This is a genomic window from Micromonospora sp. NPDC023956 (assembly GCF_040639195.1).
GTDB lineage: Bacteria > Actinomycetota > Actinomycetes > Mycobacteriales > Micromonosporaceae > Micromonospora.
Genome location: NZ_JBEZZN010000004.1, coordinates 258,067 through 277,557 on the forward strand (window position 1 = coordinate 258,067; position 19,491 = coordinate 277,557).

Annotated in this window: 12 protein-coding genes; 4 read left to right on the forward strand and 8 right to left on the reverse strand. The window is 75.2% G+C overall.

Annotated elements, in window-relative coordinates:
- Positions 1-55: 55 nt before the first annotated feature.
- The gene (gene lpdA, locus AB0F58_RS10785; RefSeq protein WP_357141816.1) at positions 56-1,501 is read right to left on the reverse strand and encodes a dihydrolipoyl dehydrogenase; all 1,446 of its coding nucleotides are present in this window, start codon (positions 1,499-1,501) and stop codon (positions 56-58) included.
- A gap of 122 nt (positions 1,502-1,623) precedes the next feature.
- Here lpdA and AB0F58_RS10790 point away from each other — a divergent pair, with 122 nt between their 5' ends.
- Positions 1,624-1,959: a hypothetical protein gene (locus tag AB0F58_RS10790; protein WP_357141089.1), complete on the forward strand. Its 336-nt coding sequence runs from the start codon at positions 1,624-1,626 to the stop codon at positions 1,957-1,959.
- Positions 1,960-2,049: 90 nt separating this feature from the next.
- Here the strand turns inward: AB0F58_RS10790 and AB0F58_RS10795 are convergent, their stop codons facing one another.
- A complete protein-coding gene (locus tag AB0F58_RS10795) occupies positions 2,050-3,621 on the reverse strand; it encodes a leucyl aminopeptidase (protein WP_357141092.1) in 1,572 nt (523 codons plus the stop codon).
- Between the two features lie 419 nt (positions 3,622-4,040).
- On the opposite strand from AB0F58_RS10795, the gene gcvT reads away from it, so the two are divergent.
- Complete coding sequence (gene gcvT / locus AB0F58_RS10800; protein ID WP_357141095.1) at positions 4,041-5,171, forward strand: glycine cleavage system aminomethyltransferase GcvT; 1,131 nt, start codon at positions 4,041-4,043, stop codon at positions 5,169-5,171.
- A gap of 78 nt (positions 5,172-5,249) precedes the next feature.
- On the opposite strand, the gene AB0F58_RS10805 is transcribed toward gcvT, so the two are convergent.
- From AB0F58_RS10805 to AB0F58_RS10820, 4 genes are all read right to left on the reverse strand, one after another.
- Positions 5,250-6,536 (reverse strand): DUF2314 domain-containing protein, encoded by a 1,287-nt coding sequence (locus AB0F58_RS10805; protein ID WP_357141098.1) that lies wholly within the window; start codon positions 6,534-6,536, stop codon positions 5,250-5,252.
- Between the two features lie 65 nt (positions 6,537-6,601).
- Complete coding sequence (gene cobS, locus AB0F58_RS10810; RefSeq protein WP_357141101.1) at positions 6,602-7,375, reverse strand: adenosylcobinamide-GDP ribazoletransferase; 774 nt, start codon at positions 7,373-7,375, stop codon at positions 6,602-6,604.
- A 161-nt stretch (positions 7,376-7,536) separates the two neighbouring features.
- Positions 7,537-9,474: a bifunctional adenosylcobinamide kinase/adenosylcobinamide-phosphate guanylyltransferase gene (locus AB0F58_RS10815; protein ID WP_357141104.1), complete on the reverse strand. Its 1,938-nt coding sequence runs from the start codon at positions 9,472-9,474 to the stop codon at positions 7,537-7,539.
- A gap of 52 nt (positions 9,475-9,526) precedes the next feature.
- Positions 9,527-11,377, reverse strand: coding sequence for an AMP-dependent synthetase/ligase (locus AB0F58_RS10820; protein ID WP_357141107.1), 1,851 nt, complete (start codon positions 11,375-11,377; stop codon positions 9,527-9,529).
- 252 nt (positions 11,378-11,629) lie between these two features.
- On the opposite strand from AB0F58_RS10820, the gene AB0F58_RS10825 reads away from it, so the two are divergent.
- Positions 11,630-11,830 carry a hypothetical protein gene (locus AB0F58_RS10825; RefSeq protein WP_357141110.1) on the forward strand — a complete coding sequence of 67 codons (201 nt, stop codon included), beginning with the start codon at positions 11,630-11,632 and terminating at the stop codon, positions 11,828-11,830.
- Entirely contained in the window at positions 11,827-12,615 is a 789-nt protein-coding gene (locus AB0F58_RS10830; protein WP_357141113.1) for a site-2 protease family protein, read from the forward strand. Before AB0F58_RS10825 ends, AB0F58_RS10830 begins: the two co-directional genes overlap by 4 nt.
- Positions 12,616-12,669: 54 nt before the next feature.
- On the opposite strand, the gene AB0F58_RS10835 is transcribed toward AB0F58_RS10830, so the two are convergent.
- Positions 12,670-13,668, reverse strand: coding sequence for an aldo/keto reductase family protein (locus tag AB0F58_RS10835; RefSeq protein ID WP_357141116.1), 999 nt, complete (start codon positions 13,666-13,668; stop codon positions 12,670-12,672).
- A gap of 61 nt (positions 13,669-13,729) precedes the next feature.
- Complete coding sequence (locus tag AB0F58_RS10840; protein WP_357141119.1) at positions 13,730-19,291, reverse strand: WG repeat-containing protein; 5,562 nt, start codon at positions 19,289-19,291, stop codon at positions 13,730-13,732.
- Positions 19,292-19,491: the final 200 nt, after the last annotated feature.

The window sequence follows — 19,491 nt, forward strand, 5'->3', positions numbered from 1 at the left end:
TGGCCTGGTGCGGATCCTCGCCCGCTTGCCGCCGGACGTCGCGGATTGGATGTGGTCAGGCGTGTGCGTGCAGCGGCTTGCCCGCCAGCGCGAGGTGCGCCTCGCCGAGGGCCTCGTTCTGCGTCGGGTGGGCGTGCACGAGCTGCGCCACCTCGGCCGGGTAGGCCTCCCAGTTGTAGATGAGCTGCGCCTCGCCGATCAGCTCACCGACCCGGGCGCCGACCATGTGCACGCCGACCACCGGTCCGTCCTCGACCCGGACCAGCTTGATGAAGCCCGTGGTCTTGAGGATCTGGCTCTTGCCGTTGCCACCCAGGTTGTAGTTGTAGGTCTTGACCTTGTCGGCCCCGTACTGCTCCTTGGCCTTGGCCTCGGTGAGACCGACCGAGGCCAGCTCCGGGTCGCAGTAGGTGACCCGGGGGATACCCGCCTCGTCGATCACGGCCGGGTTCCGGCCCGCGATCTCCTCGGCGACGAAGATGCCCTGCTGGAAGCCACGGTGGGCGAGCTGGAGACCGGGGACGATGTCGCCGACGGCGTACACGTTCGGTACGCCGGTGCGCAGCCGCTCGTCGGTCAGCACGTACCCGCGGTCGATCTTGACGCCCTGCTCCTCGTACCCGAGGTCGGCGGTGACCGGACCGCGACCGACGGCGACGAGCAGCAGCTCGGCCTCGACGGTCTCGCCACCGGCGATGGTGACCTTGACGCCCTTCTCGGTCTTCTCGACCTTCTCGAACGGCTTGCCGACCTTGAAGTTGATCTTCCGCTTGCGGAACGCCCGCTCCAGCGCCTTCGACGACTCCTCGTCCTCGGCGGCGACCAGGCGGGGCAGCGCCTCGATGATCGTCACGTCCACCCCGAAGGACTTCCAGACGCTGGCGAACTCCACGCCGATCACGCCGCCACCGAGCACGATCGCCGAGGCGGGCACCCGGTCCAGGGTCAGCGCGTGGTCGCTGGTGATGACCCGCTCGCCGTCGACCTCCAGGCCGGGCAGGCTGCGGGCGTACGAGCCGGTGGCCAGCACGACGTTGCGGCCGGTGTACCGCTTGCCGTCGACCTCGACGACGTTCGGCCCGACCAGCCGGCCGGCACCCGACACGAAGGTGACGTTCTTCGAGCCGCCGACCAGACCCTGGAGACCCTTGTACAGACGTGCGACGACGCCGTCCTTGTACGAGTTGACGCCGGCCATGTCGATGCCGACCAGCTCGGCCTTGACGCCGAACTGCTCCGACTCGCGGGTGCTGTCGGCGATCTCCGCCGCGTGCAGCAGGGCCTTGGTCGGGATGCAGCCGTTGTGCAGGCAGGTCCCGCCCAGCTTGCCCTTCTCGATCAGGGCGACCTTGAGGTCCAGCTGGGCGGCGCGCAGCGCCGCCGCATAGCCGCCGCTGCCTCCTCCGAGGATGACAACATCGAAGGTCGCGTCGTTCGACTCGCTCACACTCAACTCCCAGGTCGCGTCGCTGCTACGAGGGTCATGCCAGGAAAAGGGCATACTCGCCTCGGTCATCTTGTCACCTGGCCCCGCAGGGCGCGTACTCAGGTGCTCAACGACACGTCGAGGACACGTACGCTTGGCGGAAGGCTTTCCGAGACGGCGGGTGGAGGGGATGGCCGGTGGCGCTGTTCCGACGACGACGCAAGCCCAGTGGTGGTGACCCGGGTCCGGGACGCGCGGCCAGCCGCGCCGACCTCGAACACCTGGAGAACTTCGTGCGGACCAGACGGGGGGTCGAGGCGTTCATCGAACCGCAGACCACCGTCACCGAGACCACGGTGATGCTGATCGCCGACGACGGGGAGTGGACGCGCCGGCGCATCGACTCGCCGGAGAACGCCCGTCGCTTCGCCCACCGGCTCGCCATCCCCATCTACGACGTGCGCCTGGTCGGCTATCCGCAACGGATGCGCGACTTCAACGAGCGCCGTAAGCGCCGGCCCGAGCTGTACTGACCGGAAGCCGTACCCGGCGGTGTGCCGGGTGTTGTCCGCAGGGGTCCCCTGTTCCGCGCAGAGCGGTGACCGGGGACCCCTGCCCCCACCTCAGCCCTCGGCGGCGATGTCCTCGACGAGCTGGACGAGGGTCCGGACCGGCACGCCGGTGCCGCCCTTGGTCCAGTGCCCGGTGGGCTCGCCCGAGTGGTAGCTCGGACCGGCGATGTCGATGTGCGCCCAGGCCACGTCGTCGGCGACGAACTCGCGCAGGAACGTGCCGCCCTGGAGCATGTGCCCGGCCCGGTCCATCCCGGCGTTGACCTGGGAGATGTCGGCCACCTCGGAGTCCATGCCCTTGCGCACGTCGTCCGGCAGCGGCATCGGCCAGGCCGGCTCGCCGACCGCGTCGCCGACCGCCCGGACCCGCTCGCAGAGTTCCGCCGTGCCCATCACCCCGGAGACCCGCTTGCCCAGCGAGATGACCTGCCCGCCGGTCAGGGTGGAGGTCTCGAAGAGGTAGTCGCAGCCGTCCGCGCAGGCCCGCGCCATCGCGTCGCCCAGCACCATCCGGCCCTCGGCGTCGGTGTTGAGCACCTCGACCCGCTTGCCGTTGAACATGGTGACGACGTCGCCCGGCCGGTACGCCGTACCGGACGGCATGTTCTCCGCGATCGGCACGTACGCGTTCACCGTCACCGACGGCTTCAGCGCCGCGACGGCCAGCATGGTCGCCGCGACCGCCGCCGCGCCGGCCATGTCGGACTTCATCTCCCACATGCCCTGGGAGGGCTTGATGGAGATGCCGCCGGTGTCGAAGGTGATGCCCTTGCCGACCAGCGCGACCCGCTTGCCGGTCGCCCCACCGGCCGGGGTGTAGCTGATCTTCACCAGGCGGGGCGGGGCCTCCGAGCCCTGCCCGACGGCGATGATGCCGCCGTAACCGCCCTCGGCCAGGGCCGCCTCGTCGAGCACCTCGACGGTCAGACCGGCCGCCCGCGCGGCCTCGGCCACCGTGTCGGCGAAGGCCGGCGGGCGCTTGTCGTTGGGGGCGGTGTTCACCCAGTCCCGGCTGAGCCGGACCGCGCCGGCCACCGTGGTGGCGCGGGCGATCTCCGCCTGCGCGGTGGCGTCCCCGGCGTCCGGCACCGACACCAGGATCTCGGCCACCGGGTCCCGCCGGGTCGGCTGCGGCTTGGTCTTGTAGCCGGCGAACCGGTATCCGCCCAGCAGCGCGCCCTCGGCGACCGCGCGCAGCGCCGCCGGGGCGTCCGCGTCGTCCGGCAACGGCAGGCTCAGCGCCACCCGGCGCGCGCCGGCCAGCGCCCGGACCACCGAGCCGGCGGAGCGGCGCAGCGTCTCCGGCAGCGGGGCGGCACCGGTCGGCTCCGGGCCCAGCCCGACCGCGGCGACGATCGGCGCGGTGATCGTGCCCAGCGTGGCGAGCTTGATCACCTCGCCGGGAGCACCGGTCGCGCCGAGCAGCGCCAGTGTCTCGGTCAGCTTGCCGTCGAAGGCGGCGGCGATGCTCTCCGCACCGCTGCCGAGGAGCAGGGAACCGGCAAGGCCGCTGGTGGCGTCCTGCTCGCCGGTCTGACTGTGCACGCCGATCACGACGGCGTCGACGGCAAGCTCGGCGGGGTCGGTGTCGACCAGGCTCAGGGTGGTGCTGGGCGATGTCACTGAAGCTACTCCGGGCGGGCCGGGCCGGTCGCGGGTTGCGTCCGGCGGTGGGGATCTCCGGGGGCAACCTACCCGCCGGGGACAGGGCTGTCCCGCCCGTGGATCCGGCGGGTCCCGCCGATGCTAACCAGCGGTGCGCGATCCCCGGCAAGTTGCCACCCTTGACAACCTCCCCGTCCCGGGGACGGGGATCGCCCCGGCCGCCCTCGCCGGTGCAGCAGCGTCTGCTGGAGCCCAACGGAGGAGACCTCGTCGGGGAACGCCGGTTCCTCGGTCCTCTTCCGGACGGTCGGCGTCGCGCCGGTCGCGTTGCCGTTGATCCGCTCCTGGCGCCGGCGGATAGGCTGTCCCCGGCCTGCTCCGCAGGAGGTTTCGTTTCCTCCCCCGCCGAAGGCGGGAGTATCCACAGAAGGAATCCGATGACCGACGTGACCTCCGACGCGACCGCGGCCCGGCCGCGTCGCTCCCCGTTGCACGAGCGTCACACCGCCGCGGGCGCGAAGTTCGCCCCCTTCGGGGGCTGGGAGATGCCCCTGGAGTACGCCGGAGGCGGCGTGCTCAAGGAGCACACCGCGGTCCGGGAGGCCGTGGGCGTCTTCGACGTCTCCCACCTGGGCAAGGTACGGGTGACGGGATCCGGCGCGGCCGGCTTCGTCAACGCCTGCCTCAGCAACGACCTCGGCCGGATCGGCCCCGGCCGGGCGCAGTACACCCTCTGCTGCGACGACGCCACCGGCGGGGTGGTCGACGACATCATCGCCTACCTGCACGACGACGAGCACGTCTTCCTCATCCCGAACGCCGCGAACACCGCCGAGGTGACGCGTCGGCTGCGCGCCGCCGCGCCGCCCGCGGTCACCGTCACCGACGAGCACGAGGCGTGCGCCGTGCTGGCCGTTCAGGGGCCGCGCTCGGCCGCGCTGCTGGACGCCCTCGGCCTGCCCACCGGGCACGAGTACATGAGTTTCTCCACCGCCGTGCTGGACGGCGTGGAGCTGACCGTCTGCCGCACCGGCTACACCGGGGAACTCGGCTACGAGCTGGTGGTGCCCGCCGGGCACGCGGTCACCGTCTGGGACGCCCTGCACCGCGCGGGCACGGAGTTCGGGCTGCGCGCCTGCGGCCTGGCCGCCCGGGACACGCTGCGCACCGAGATGGGGTACCCGCTGCACGGGCAGGACCTGTCGCTGGAGATCACCCCGGTGCAGGCGCGCTGCGGCTGGGCGGTCGGCTGGGACAAGCCGGCCTTCTGGGGGCGGGACGCGCTGCTCGCCGAGAAGGCCGCCGGCCCCCGTCGTACCCTGCGTGGCCTGGTGGCGGTGGACCGGGCGATCCCCCGTGCCGGCATGGCCGTGCACCTCGGCGACGCCACGGTCGGCACGGTCACCAGCGGCACCTTCTCGCCCACGCTCAAGCAGGGCGTCGCCCTGGCGCTGCTCGACACGGCGGCGAACCCGGCCGACGGCGACGAGGTGGAGATCGACGTACGGGGCCGTCGTGCCCGGATGCGGGTCACCCGTCCGCCCTTCGTCCAGCCGTCGGTCCGCTAGGCAGCCGACCCTGTCGCCGCGACGGCGACCAGCCGGGCTGACCCGGCCCACCGACCCCCGCCGGTCCGAGGGCGGGGGTCAGTGAGGGCGGTCGCCGGAGTCGAGGACGGCCTGGGTCCAGCCGCCCTCGAGGACCCCGGTGGGGCCGAGCAGGGCCCAGTCGACGACGTCCGTGGCCTCCACCGCGACCGGGGTGCCGATACGGACCTCCGGGTCGTTCGTGGCGTCGCTGGAGCTGGTGCCGCTGATCCGCTCGGCGGTCTCCCAGGAGGTCACCGCCGCCCAGACGAACTCCGGTCCGTCGTCGCCGGGTAGGCCGTACTTGACCACGAGCTGCGTCTCGGCGGGCAGTGCCCCGGCCAGGAACCGGGCCCGGACGTCCGGCAGCGCGGCGCGCGCGGTGGCCACCGCCTTCGACATGGCGTCGCCCCGGCGGGCGTAGCGCACGTCGGGCTGGATGCCGGAGAACAGCGTGGCGCAGGCCGAGGCGAAGTAGCGTCCGGGCGGTCCGGGGTTCCCGGCCGGCGGGTGCAGGCTGAGGAAGGAGTCCGCCTCCGGATCCGTCGCCGGGTCCAGCTCCAGCCGCAGCAGCACCGGGGCGGTCGCCCCGTGCTGTTCCGGGTTGCCGTACGCCACCGCGATGTCGTGCCCGGTGACCGTGGTGAGCACCGGGAGCTGGACGAAGGCCGGCACCTCCTCGCCGGCCAGCCCGTCGGTCCAGGTGCGCAGCAGCCGACGGGCCACCCCGGTCAGCGCCGCCCCCCAGGCGCGGGTGAGGTGGTCCGGCACGCCCTGGGTCTGCAACTCCAGCAACCCGAACCGGCGCAGCCCCTTGGTGGTGAACCAGAGCCCGTCGGTGTCCGAGGAGTACGGCACCAGCACCCAGTCGACCAGGCGGACCCGGCCCTGCGCGTCGGGGAGCGAGCGCAGCGCGGTCGCCGGGTCGAGGAACTGCAACCCGAAGACGTCCACCACGTCCCCGTCGACGGTCTCGGCGACGGCGGCGGCCACCGCCCGCGCCGCCCACTCGTGCGCGGGTGGCCACCCCGGTCGGTACTCGGCCCGGACCACCACCACGTGCGTCGCCTCGGCCAGCCGCGTCAACTGCTCGCGGGTCGCGCCGAACGCGGTCAGCAGATCCGGCGGGAGTGCGGGGAACTCGTCGATCGGTCGGGTGTCCACGCTCATCAACGGGCTCGCCAGCATCTGCCGGGCCAACCCGTACGCCGGCTCGGCCAGCCGGCCGGCCAGCGCCGTCACGGCCGTCTGCGGGCTCACCCTCGGCAGTCCGCGCATCGGCACCAGATAGGTCGCGGTGAGTGTCTCCGGTACCGGAACGGGCAGGAAGTCGTCCGTGATGAGCAATTCGTCCCCACATCGCCGTGCCGGTGCTGTCGGGGAAGAACGCTACCCGGCATGATGAGTCGTTTTCAGCCGGACAGCACGACTCCCAGGTAGACCAGGGTGGTGGCGACCTCCACGCTCGCGCCGAGCACGTCGCCGGTGATCCCGCCGAGGCGGCGTACCAGATGGCGCAGCAGCGCGAGTACGGCGGTGAGCGCGACGGCGACGGCGAGCGGCCCCTGCCACGGGCGGCCCGGCACCGCGGCGAGCGCCGGCACCGCGACGGCGACCACCCCGGCGGCCACCGCGACCGGGCCGACCGTGCCGGCGACCAGTGCCCCGAGCCCCTCCGGGCGGGCCGCCGGAATCCCGCGCCGGCAGGCCAGGGTGACCCCGAGCCGGCCGGTGGCGGTGGCCGTGACCACCGCCGCGAGCGCCGCCGGCCACGACCGGGTGGCCAGCTCCGCGAGCACCGCGCTCTGCACCAGGAGGACGAGCACCAGCGCGGCCACCCCGAACGGCCCCACGTCCGGCTTCTTCATGATCTCCAACGCGGCGGCTCCCCGCCGGTACGAGCCGAGCGCGTCGACCGTGTCGGCCAGCCCGTCCAGGTGCAGGCCCCGGGTGAGCAGAGCCCCGCAGCCGACCGTCACCACGGCGGCGACCAGGGGCGGGGCCACCGCGCCCAGACCGATCAGCACCCCGCCCAGGATCACCCCGAGTACGGCCCCGACCAGCGGCGCGACGGTCATCGCCGTACCGGCGGTGGCCCGGTCGACCCGGCCGGGACGCACCGGCGCGGTGGTGAGCGTGGTGACCGCCAACCGTAGGCCGGCGCCGAGGCGCGACTCAGCCGGCATGACCGGCACCCGGCCCGCCCCGCGCCGGCAACCCGGCCGACCTGCCCCGGGGTGGCGCGCCGCCCGGCCGGGACGGTGGCGGTGTACCGGCCGGCCGGGTCGGTGGCGGTGTACCGGGCGGACGGGACGGAGTCGGTGTGCCGGGCGGACGGGTCGGCGGCTCAGCCGGCATGCCGGTCGGGAGCGTACGTCCGCTCCTCGTCGTCCGAGCCGGTGGTGGTGGGGCCGGGGCCGGCGGGCTCCGGCTCGGCGAACTCGGGCGCCTCGTCGTCGTCGGCGTCCGGTGTACCGGCGGGATCGGCGTCGCCGCCCCGGGCCGGAAGCGCGGCGGCCAGCGCCAGCACCGAGCGCAGCAGCGGCAGCGCGGCCAGGGCGTTCGCCCCCTCACCCAGGTCGAGCCGCAGGTCGAGCAGGGGGGTCAGGCCGAGCACGTCGGCGGCGAGCCGGACCGCCGGGTGCCCGCCGTGGTCGGGCAACAGGCACCAGTGCCGGGCCTGCCCGGCCAGGTCGCGGCTGACCATGCCGGCCGCCACGCCCACCGGACCGTCCAGCAGCACCGGCAGGCGGCGGGCGGTCGCGCCGAGCAGGATCCCGGTGGCCACCGCGATGTCACCGCCGCCCAACTCGGTCAGCACCGTCTTCGCGTCGCGGGACGCGTGGCGGGTCCGGTGCAGGGCGTCGCGGACCGTCGCGCAGCGGCTCATCCACGCGGTGTCGTCCACCGTGCCGTCGCGTACCACCCGGCCGAGCACGGCCGGCGGTTCCGCCCCGGCCGTGGCGGCCAGCACCGCCGCCGCGGCGGCCTCGGTGCCGGCGCCGCAGGCCGCCAGCACCAGCAGGTGTACGCCCGCGTCGGCGGCCTCCTCGGCGAGGCGCCAGCCGTGCCGCAGGGCCGACTCGACCGCCTCGGCGGCCAGCGCCGGCCCGATCTCGATCGGGCCGGCCGTGGGGGCGTCCACCACCTGGAGGGTCGCGCCGTTCTCGGCGGCGAGCCGGGCCAGCACGCCGACGCCGCCGCGCGCCTGTGCGGCCCGGCGGGCCGACTCGTCGGCGGTCGACCCGGCGGAGGCCCCGCCCTCGTGGTCGCCGTGCAGCAGCAGTACGCGGACCGGGCCCCACGGCTGTGGGGTGGGCGTGCCCTGGGTGGCGGCGGCGAAGCCGACCACCCGCTCCAGGATCCCGAGACCCGCCCCCGGCACGTCCCGGGTGGCGAGGCGTTCCACGGCCTGCGGGCCGGCGTACTCGTCCGGCAACGGCAGCTCCATGCCGTTCTGGATGACCAGGCCGGTGGCGACCATCGGCAGCGCCATGGTCGGCGCGGCCCAGGCGGTGCCGTCCGCCGACGGCGCAGCGGGCGGGACGGCCGGGGTGAGCACGTCGGGCAGGGCGGGCTCCGGCACCGACGCCCCGGCGCCCGGGGTGACCCGCGCGTCGGGCTCTGCGGGGCCCGCCTGCGCCGGGATGCCCGCCCGGTGCCGGTCCGAGCCGGCCGGAGCCGGGTCGCCCGGGAACGGGACGGCCGGCGCTCCGGCGGGGCCGGTCGCCGGGGCACCGGGCCGCTTCAGCCAGCAGGGCTGACCGGCCACCACCAGCGCCACCGCGGCACAGGCGTCGGCGACGGCCCGGTTGGCCGAGCCGAGCGCGTCGGCGAAGGCCCGCCCGAGCGGAGTGGTGGGCACCAGCGACAGCCCCACCTCCGGACTCACCAGCACCAGCCGCGCCGGACAGGCCCGGACGGCCTCGGCCAGCTCGGTGATGGTGGCGGTGTCGTCGGCCGGCTGGTGGACCGGGTCGAGCAGCACGGTGATCCAGCCACCGAGGTCGTCCACGAGCAGCGTCTCGTGCGGCTGTGCGTTGGCCAGCACGTCGGCCAGCCGGCGCGGGTCGTCGCCGGTCTCCTCGGTGGTCCAGGTCTCCGGGCGACGGTTGCGGTGCGCCTCCAGCCGGGCGGCCCACTCGGCGTCGTCCGGGTCGCCGCCGGCTGCGGTCGCGACATAGCGGACCACGACCGCGTCGGCCACCAGCGATTCGGCGAACTCGGACTTGCCGGACCGGATACCGCCGAGTACCAGGACCGTGTTGCACCCGTCTACGGACATGCCCGTACCTTAGGCCACCGTTCGCGTTCCGACCCCGCAGGTGCGGCGTACCTCAACGGTCGGGGTAGAGGGCGGCCACGTCGGCGGCGTACCGCTCGCGCACCACGTCCCGCCGGATCTTGAGGGTGGGGGTGAGTTCGCCGGCGGCCTCGGTCAGGTCCCGGGGCAGTACCCGGAACGCCTTGACCGCCTCGGCGTGCGAGACGGACCGGTTGGCCCGGTCGACGGCGGTCTGGATCTCCCGGCGGAGCGCGGGGTCCTCGCGCAGGTCGGCCACCGTGGCGCCCGGCCGCCCGTGCGCGTCCCGCCACCGAGCGAACTGCGGCGGGTCGACGGTGACCAGCGCGGCCACATACGGCCGGCCGTCGCCGACCAGCACGCACTGGGCGACCAGGGGGTGCGCGCGGATACTGGCCTCGATCGGCGCGGGGGCCACGTTCTTGCCGGCGGCGGTGACGATGATCTCCTTCTTCCGCCCGGTGATCCGCAGGTAGCCGTCGGCGTCGATGCTGCCGAGGTCACCGGTGCGCAGCCATCCGTCGGCGGTGAACGCCTCCCGGGTCGCCGTCGGGTTGTTCCAGTACCCCCGGAACACCACGTCGCTGCGGACGAGGAGCTCACCGTCGCCGTCGATCGCCAGCCGTACCCCCGGCAGGGGCCGACCGACCGTGCCGATCCGTAGCGCCGAGGGGCGGTTCACCGCCAGCGCGGGTGAGGTCTCGGTCAGCCCGTACCCCTCCAGCAGGAGGATGCCGGCACCCCGGAAGAAGTGCGCCAGCCGCTCACCCAGCGGTGCGCCGCCGACGATGGCCAGCCGGCAGCGGCCCCCCAGCACCCGGCGCAACCGTCGGTACGCGGCCACGTCGCACAGCAGGTGGGCCAGGCGCAGCGCGGTCCCCGGCCCGCCGACGGTGTCCAGGCGACGGCTGTACGCCACCGCGACCCGGTACGCGACCTCGGTCGCCCAGCCCCGGACCGCGACCGTCGCCCGTCGCCCCCCGCCGGTCCGCTGCCGGAGCTGGTCGTGCAGCTTCTCGAACACCCTCGGTACGGCCAGCACGAAGGTGGGACGGAACCGCCGTAGCTGGTCGACCAGGGTGCTCTGGTCGGCGACGTGCACCAGGGTCGCGCGGGACCGCACCGTCCCGACCTGGACCAACCGGGCGAACGCGTGTGCCAGCGGCAGGAACAGCACCGTGCGGGCCTCCGCGCGGAACACCTCGGGCAGGACGGCGATCGCGTTGTCGACGTCGAGGAGGATGTTGCGGTGCGTCAGCACGCAGCCCTTGGGCCGGCCGGTGGTGCCGCTGGTGTAGACGATCGTGGCGATGTCGTCGCCGCTGACCGCGCCCCGTCGCGCGGGCACGGTCTCCGGGTCGACGGCCCGCCCCCGCTCCACCAGGTCGACCAGGGCGCCGGCGTCGATCTGCCAGACCTGCCGCAGCGCCGGCAGGCCGGACCGCAGTCCGGCCAGCGACCGGGCGTGGTCGGCGGTCTCCACCACGCACGCCACGGCCTCCGCGTCGGCGAGGATCCAGGCCATCTGGTCCGGGCTGGACGTGTCGTACACCGGCACCGGCACCGCACCGACCGACCAGAGGGCGTAGTCGACCAGGGTCCACTCGTAGCGGGTCCGGCTCATCAGCCCCACCCGGTCCCCGGCCGCCACCCCGACCGCCACGAACCCCCGGGCCAGGGCGGTCACCTCGTCGCGGAACCGCCGGCAGGTCACCGGGTCGGTGTCGCCGGCGCCCCGCCCCCCGGACGGCCAGGCCCGGTGGTCCGGGTCCGGGCGGAGGAACTGCACCGCCTCCGGGTCCCGGCGGGCGTTCTCCCACACCATGCCGGCCAGGCCACCGGCCCCGACGCCGGTGACCACCGGCGGCACCGCCACGTCCCGCACCACCGCACCTCCAGTGCCCCCCGACGATTCCCGCCGATCATGTCCCGGCGGGGGGCGGTGGCGGTCGGGAAGGCGGGAACCGCCCCGCCGCGCGACCGGGAGTGCTACACGCGGCGGCCGGACCGGGCCGGCGCAGCCGGTGGCCGGACCGGGCGGCCAGCGGGGACCGTCGTCCATGTCCCGCAGCCGGTACGCCGACTAGGCTGGCAACGGCCGTCCCGGGCGGGACGCATCAGCGAGGGGAGACACGGCATGCCGTGGAGCTGGCGGTACGAGGGCGCGAACGGCGAGTCGGTGGACGGGCCCACCGAGACGTTCACCAGCCAGGCGGACGCCGAGTCCTGGATCGGGCAGGCCTGGCGGCAGCTCGCCTCGTCCGGTGTCACCTCGGTCGACCTGGTCGAGGACGACCGGGTCGAGTACCGGATGAGCCTCGCGCCCGTGGCCGAGTGACCGACCGTCCGGGCGGCGAGCCGCTGGTGCTCGGCGTGCCCCGGGCGGCGTTCCGGCCCAGCCCGGTCTTCCTGGCCCTGGTCGCGCTCTTCGTCACCAGCGCCGTACTCACCTGGCACCGGGTCGGCAACGTCCGGCTGGACGTGTTCCTGTTCGTCGTCTCCGGCTGGCTGGTCTCGCTCTGCCTGCACGAGTACGCCCACGCGATCGTCGCGTTCCGGGCCGGCGACCGGAGCGTGGCGCACCGGGGCTACCTGACCCTCAACCCGCTGAAGTACAGCCACCCGCTGCTGTCGATCGTGCTGCCGGTGGTGGTGGTGCTGCTCGGCGGCATCGGGCTGCCCGGTGGAGCGGTCTGGGTGGACCGGCACCGGATCCCCGGTCGGCTGCGGCACACCCTGGTCAGCCTCGCCGGCCCGGCGACCAACGTGCTCTTCACCCTGGTGCTGATCCTGGCCCTGCGGCTGACCGGCCCCGCCCCGCTGGAGTTCCTGGCCGCGCTGGCACTACTGGCCTTCCTCCAGCTCACCGCGAGCGCGCTCAACCTGCTTCCGGTGCCCGGACTGGACGGCGGCAACATGATCCAACCCTGGCTCAACCCGCAGTGGCGACGGATGTACGACCTCTTCGCGCCGTACGGGTTCATCCTGCTCTTCGCGCTGCTGTGGAACCCGCGCATCGCCGGGTGGTTCTTCGGCGCCGTCTTCGCCGTCGGTGACGTCCTCGGCCTGCCCGCGCCCCTCTACGCGTACGGGCTCGACCTGCTGCGCTTCTGGCAGTCCTGACCGGTCCGGGCCGTCGTCCTGGTCGACGACGGCCCGGACCGGTGCGGCGGCGGGTCAGGGCCGCTTGGCGGGGCTCTCCGTCTTGGCCGGGTCCCGCTCGGTGATCGGGCCGACGATCTCGTCGATGGCCTTGAGCAGGTCCGCGTCGAGCTTCACTCCGCTGGCCTTGACGTTGTCGTGCACCTGATCGGGGCGGGAGGCGCCGATGATCGCGGAGGAGACGTTCGGGTTCTGGAGCACCCAGGCGATGGCGAGCTGGGCCATGCTCAGCCCGGCCTGCTCGGCGAGCGGCCTGAGCCGCTGCACGGTGCCGAGCACCTCGTCGGTGAGGAACCGCGCCACGAACGCCGCCCCGGACTTCTCGTCGGTCGCCCGGGAACCGGCCGGCGGCGGCTGCCCCGGCAGGTACTTGCCGGAGAGGACGCCCTGCGCCATCGGGGACCAGACGATCTGCCCGACCCCCAGCTCCTCGCTGGTGGGGACCACCTCGGCCTCGATCACCCGCCACAGCATCGAGTACTGCGGCTGGTTGGAGACCAGCGGGATGCGCAGCTCCCGGGCGAGCTGGTGGGCCTCGCGGATCTGCGACGCCTTCCACTCCGAGACGCCGATGTAGTGCGCCTTGCCGGCATGCACGATGTCGGCGAACGCCGACATCGTCTCCTCCAGCGGGGTGCTGTAGTCGTACCGGTGGGCCTGGTAGAGGTCCACGTAGTCGGTGCCCAGCCGACGCAGGGAGCCGTTGATCGACTCCATGATGTGCTTGCGGGACAGCCCCCGGTCGTTGCGCCCCGGACCCGTCGGCCAGTAGACCTTGGTGAAGATCTCCAGCCCCTCCCGGCGCTCGCCGTGCAGCGCGCGCCCGAGGACCTCCTCGGCACGCGTGGCGGCGTAGACGTCGGCGGTGTCGAAGGTGGTGATGCCGACGTCGAGGGCGGCCCGGACGCAGGCCAGCGCGGCCTCCTCCTCGACCTGCGATCCGTGGGTGATCCAGTTGCCGTACGAGATTTCGCTGACCATCAGGCCCGAACGGCCCAGGTGACGGAATTTCATGCGTCGACCCTAGCCCGAATCCCACCCCGCCCGAGGGGACGCCCCGGCGCGGCGGGGTCGCTCAGAGCAGCGGTTCGGTGTCCGCGAGCAGGTGGTCGATCTCCGCCGTCAGCCGGTCCCGACTGCCGTGTACCGGCTCGATCAGCGGCTCGCCACGTCGGTCCAGCGCACCCCACCGGCCGGCCGGGTCCCGGATCAGGAAGGCGACCGGGTGGACGACCACCGCGTCGTGCTCCGGCGCGACGACCGCCCGACCGGACCGGTCCAGCACCCCTCGCCGGCCGCCGAGATCCACCACGGCCAGCCCCTCGTCGGTGAAACCGTCGACGTACCGCCCGTCGGCGAGCGGGGTGGTGAAGCCGTCGTACCTCGGGGGCACCACCATCCGCCCGGACCGGTCGACCGCACCCCAGGCGTCGTCGACCCGGACCACCGCCACCCCGCGTCGGAACGGTCGCACGTCGTCGAAACGCGACGGAAGGACCACCCGGTCGGCGGTGTCGACCGCCTGCCAGCCGCCGGAGGTGTCCGGCAGGACCCAGGCCAGGCCGTCGGAGAACGAGCGGACGTCGAGGTAGGACGGCTCGATCAGGGTCGCCCCGGTATCGTCGATCAGCTCCCAGCCGTCGACGTCCGGACGGCGTACCCAGGCGACCCCCTCGCGGAACGGCTGCACCTCGGCGTACCCGGCGGCCACGACCAGCTCGCCGTCGGCGTCGGCGTACCCCCAGAGCTGCCGTTCCTCGTCGAGGGTCGGCAGCGGGGGTCGACGGGTCCGGAGGATCTCCTCACGGGCCCGGGGCAGCGGTCCGAAGCCCTCCGTGGCGGCCTTCGCGAGGACCGCGTCCAGCGCCACCTCGGTTCGCGCGATCAGCTCGCGGTCCTCGCCCCGACGCAGGTCCAGGGCCTGCTCGAAGTGCTGGCAGGCCTCCACGTGCCGCCCCTGCTCGTAGCAGGATCGGGCGAGGTGCTCGTGCAGGGTGGCCCGGAGCCGGTCGGGCAGTTCCGGGGAGTCGGCCTCGGTGAGGAGCCGGTCGGCCTCGGCGAACTCGCCCCGCCAGTGGAGCACCCGGGCCAGCCGGGCCTGCACCAGCGCGGTGCGCCGCAGCTCGCCGGTGGCCTCGGCGTGGGTCAGGGCGAGTCGCCCGTCGTCGAGCGCGTCGTCGAGGTCGCCCAACAGCCGGTTGACCACCGCCCGGAGGCTGAGCAGCCGGGCCCGCGAACGGTCGTCCGGGGCATGGTCCAGCTTCCCGGTGAGGCGGTACCGGACCTCCCGGAGGGCGTCCGGCCCGTCGACCACCTCCCGCAGGGTCTGCGGGTGCAGCGGCCAGCGGCGTCCGGCCAACCACTGCTCCGGGTCGGACCGGGAGGGATCCGTCCAGCTCGGTGGCGGACCGTCGCCGCCTCGCTGCCACCCGGCCGACGACGCGAACGGAGACTGACCGGCCGGCCCGGAGATCGGCCGGTGCGGCGGCCCGGAAATCGGCCGGTGCGGCGCTGCGGAGACGGGCCGGTGCGGCGGTCCGGAGATGGGCCGGTGTGGCGGTCCGGAGACGGGCCGGTGCGGCGCCGGAGCGGCGGGCTGTCCGGGGGGTGCGGAGATCGGCCGGGCGGGCGGCCCGGTGGCGGTGAAGGCCGGTGGTGCGGAGATCGGCCGGGCGGGCGGCCCGGTGGCGGTGAAGGCCGGTGGTGCGGAGATCGGCCCGGCGGGCGACTCCGGATTCGGCCGTACCGGATTCGCCGGCACCGGCGGAGCGGACGGTGGTGCGACGGTCGCCCGGAACCCGGGCGCGGTGGCCTCGGGCGGCGACGGCGCGGCGGACATCGGCCGATCCGCCGCCACCGGGCCGGGACGTTCCGGCGGGCCGGCAACCGGGGTGCTGCCGGGCGCGACGACGGGCCGGAAGGCGGGAGGTGCCGAAACCGGGGATGCGGAGGGCACGGCCGGCGGCCCGGCCGGGCCGGGAACGGGTGCCGGTGGGGCACCGGCCGCCATGTGTCCGCGGGCCGGTTCGGACGTCGACGGAGGCGGCGGCGAGGGACGTACCGGTTGCTTCGGACGGAACCAGGCGTCCGCCCCCTGTGGATCGGCCGAAACCGGCGGCGGTGCATCCGACGGCGTGGAAGCGGTCGGCGTCGACGGCGGACCGACGGACGGTGGTGTCGTGCCAGACGCGGTGCTGACCGGGGCGGGCCAACCGGCGGGCGCCGCCAGCCCGACCGGCGAAGCTCCCACGGCCTGCTCCGTAGCCCGGATCCCGGCCCCCGGCACCGCGGCCGGTGGGTCCGGAGCCGTCGTCGCGGTCACCGGCGGTGCAGAGACCGGTGGGGCGGAGACGGGCGGTGCGGAGACGGGCGGTGCGGAGACCGGCGGTGCGGGAACGGGCGGTGCGGAGACCGGCGCCGCGAAGACCGGCGGTGCGGGAACGGGCGGTGCGGAGACCGGCGCCGCGAAGACCGGCGGTGCGGAGACGGGCGCGTCGACCGTCGGCGGTGCGTCGGACTCGGCGGGCGGCTCGCTCCCTACCGGATCCTCCACCCTCGACAGCGCGGCCGAAACCGGCGGCGCGGACACCGGCGCGGCGGGCGTTGACGGTGCGCCTGCCGGCGGGGTCGACCCGGGCGCGTCGTGCGCCGGTGGTGGCGATGCGGGCGGGTCGACCACCGGCAGTGCGGGGGTGGGCACGACGGAGACCGTGGGCACGAGCACGTCGGCCGCAGGCGGCCCGGAAACGGGGGCGGCCGGTGGCGCGGTTCCGGGCGTGCTCGGAGCGGGCGTGGCGGGGAGCGGCAGGGCCAGCGCAGGGGCAGGAGAAACCGGCCTGGCCACCGGTACCGGGTCGACGTCGTCGGCCCCGTCGCCGGCCGGTCCGGCCGTGTCGACCGTCTCCGGTGCGGCGTCGACCGCGTCGACCTCCACCGCGTCGACCTCCACCGCGTCGACCTCCACCGCGTCGACCTCCACCGTGCCGACCGGTTCCCGCACCGGGGCGGCCGTGTCGGTCTGCACCGGGTCGACGGTCTCCGGCGCGGTGCCGGTCCCGTCGGCCTGCACCGTGCTGCCCGCTTCCGTTGCCGGAGCGGTCGCATCGCCCGCCGGAGTGTCGGCCGGCTCGTCCGGTGCCCGTTCCTGGTCGAGGTCCCGGAGCGCGGTCTGACGTTCGGTGCCGCCGTCGCTGCCGCTGCGATCACCGAAGTCCGAGTCGGAGCCGGAGCCCTTCTGCGCCGGTTCGTCGCCGGTACCGTCCGGTGCCGTCGGCTGCCCGGCCCTGACCGCGTCGGGCCGGTCCCGGACGTCCGGTTCCGGTTCCGTCGAGAGCGGGTCCGGATCCGGACGGGCGTCGGCGGTGCCGGTCACCGGTTCGAGCGTGGCCGTCCTCGACGGTTCCTCGGTGCCGGTGGCCGGATCCAGCGTGCCGAGAAGGCTGTCCGTCGGGCGGTCGGGGCGCGGGCGGGCGTCGTCCGCCGGTACGACGGATGTGGTGTGCGCGGTGTCCGCGTCGACCCGGCCGCCCGGTCCGTCGGCGGGCTGGCCCCCCGACGGACCGGGGACGACGTCCGCAGTGTCCGGCGCGGGGCGGTCGGGTGCGGGTACCGTCTCCGGTTCGCCCGTGATCGAGGGTGACCCGGACGGGGAGCGACCGTGGCCCGGTCCCGCCTCGGACCGCTCGGTGTCCACTGCCGGCGCAGGGCGCACCGGCTCCGGGGCGGGCTGACCGTCGTCGGTGAATCGTCCGGGGCCGGGCGTCGTCCCGGGGGAGGGCAGGAACTCCAGGCGCAGCCCACCGGGAGGCGGCGCGGTGACCGGTGGGAACGCGGCTCCACCGTCGGCCGGTACGGGAGCGGCTGCGCCAGCCTCCGGCGGGGGCACGGTGGCGTCGCTGGCCGGGGCGGGCGTCGGCGGCACGGTCGACGTGGTGGGTGTTTCCTCCGGCGGCGGCGCGACCGGGCGCAGATCCTCGGCCGTCAGGCGTTCCTCGTCGGGAACGTACTGCTCGCCCCGTGCCGCCGACCGGGCGGCCGGCCCGATGCGGGCGGTGTCCTCGACCTCGGAGGACCACTCCTGCCGGGCCCGGGTGGCGGCCGGCTCCTCGGGCCGCGCCTCCCACGGTCGGGCCCCGACACCGTCCGGTACCTCCCGCGCCCGGGGCCCGACCCCGTCGGCTGCGTCCCACGACCGGGAGCGGACCGGGTCCGGTACGGCCTCTGGCCGCGTCCGGGCATCCTCGGGTGCGTTCGCCGGTCGGACGTCGTCCGGAGCGGTCCGGGACGGCGGGTGGGTGCCCTCGGGCGTGGTCCAGGGGCGCGGTCGGGCATCCTGCGGCGGGTTCCCCGGTCGCACGTGCCCGGTCTCGTCGTGCGGCTGCGGCCGGGCGGCCCCGACGGGGCCCGGCCGTCCCGGGTGGGACCACGCCTGGGTGGTCTCGTCGTCGGCCGGGGACCAGTTCCGGGCGCGGGGAGCGGGCTCGCCCCGACCGTCCGACCACGGTGGACGTGCCGACCCCTCGTCCCGCCCGGTGGGCTGCCGGGGGTAGGCGCGGATCTCGTCCCGGGCCCACTGCGGACGGGAGTGGCGGTCGTCGTCTGCGGAGTGGTGTTCGGTGGACCACCGCCGGTCGGGCCCGGTGGCCGGGCGGTCGGACCAGGGGGAGGCGGTGTCGGCGGGCGGCGCGGGTGGACCGACCGGCGGCCGGAACGGCTCCGGGGCCGGGGCGGGGTGCGGGGGCCAGCCGTGTCGCCAGCCGTCCGCCCCGCCGTCCGGACGGTCGTGACCCGGCCCGGTGTGCGCGAAGCCGTCGGGCCGGGGCACCGGACGCGCGGACGGGTCGGATCCGGGTGCCGGGCGGTGGGGCGCCGGGTGACCGCGATGCTCGGTCGGATCGTGCCAGCGTGCGGCGTCCGGCGGATCGATGCGGCGGGCGCCGTACGGTGGCTCGTCGGGCGGGTCGTGCCGGTGCGCGCCGTACGACGGCTCCTGGGACCCGGCGTGCCGGCGTCCGCCGTACGGGGGGTGCTCCCCGGGCTCCGGCAGCCAACCCGGCTCGGCGCGGGGTGCGGGGGACACCGGTGGGGACGGTCGGGGGTCGCGGGTCGGTGTGGTCCACCCGTCGGGGCCCTGCCGGGGGTGGTCGCCGTGCCAGCCGACGGGTCGGTCCGACTCCCGGTCCCGCTGCCGGTCGCGGTCGATCGTCCATCCGGGCGGCTGGTGCCGGAGGTCGGCGCGGGGCGGGTCGGCCGGGGGACCGCTCCGCCACTGCGGGGTCGGGGGCGGCTCCACCGGGCGGCGGTCCGGTGGTGGTGGCCATCCGGCGGGCGGCCGGGCGTACGGGTCGTCGACCGGGGACCGGTACTCGTCCCGCCGGCCGTGCCAGTCCTGCCCGTCGGGGTCGCCGTGGTCGTCCCAGAGCGGCGCGCGCCGGTACCGGCCGTCCCGGTCGAGCGGCACCAGGGGAAGGACCTCGGCCCGGCCGGTGGCGCGGTGCCGGTCGCCGCGGAACGGGACCTGCTGGATGCCGATGTCGCCGGGGTAGCGCTGCCCCGGGAACTGGGGGTGCCACTCGGTGGTCGGCTCGACCATCCAGGACGGTTCGGCCTGGTCGCGCCAGCGTTCGTACCCGCTCATCCGGTGACCTTCCGCCCGCCCGCGCGCCGCGCCCGGGGAGCCGGATCGCGTCGGTCGCTCACGGCGGTGTCACCTCGTCGGAAATTGTCGCGCTGGCAGCCCGGGCGTGTCGGTAAAGTCGCCCGGTCCGGCACTGCGTGGCTGCGGAAGGAGGGTAACGGCGTGGGCTCCGTCACCGCCACTGTGGGACCGGCCCGGCA